Annotated in this window: 1 pseudogene; it reads left to right on the top strand. The window is 63.0% G+C overall.

What is annotated here, in order from left to right:
* Positions 1-141, top strand: a pseudogene (locus FNJ47_RS55320) (fumarylacetoacetate hydrolase family protein); the annotation flags it as partial.
* Positions 142-238 lie beyond the last annotated feature (97 nt).

The raw sequence follows: 238 nt of genomic DNA, 5'->3' as shown, positions 1-238 counted from the left end.
TACACCATCGGCAACGACGTCTCCGAGCGCAGCTGGCAGACGGCCGACCGCGGGCTGTGGCGATCCAAGAACGCCGACACGTTCAAGCCGATGGGCCCGTTGATCGAGACCGAAGTCGATCTCGACCACGTCAACGCCATTGAGATCCGGCGAGGCGCCGTCGGTGACCATCCAGATCACGTCGCCGGGCGACAGTGTGAAATATTTCGTCAGCTCGACGAGGAAGGGCACGATGCCG

Origin of the sequence: Bradyrhizobium uaiense (genome assembly GCF_010811875.1) — a bacterium.
Classification (GTDB): Bacteria; Pseudomonadota; Alphaproteobacteria; order Rhizobiales; family Xanthobacteraceae; genus Bradyrhizobium; species Bradyrhizobium uaiense.
This window is presented reverse-complemented; position numbering and strand designations above follow the sequence as displayed.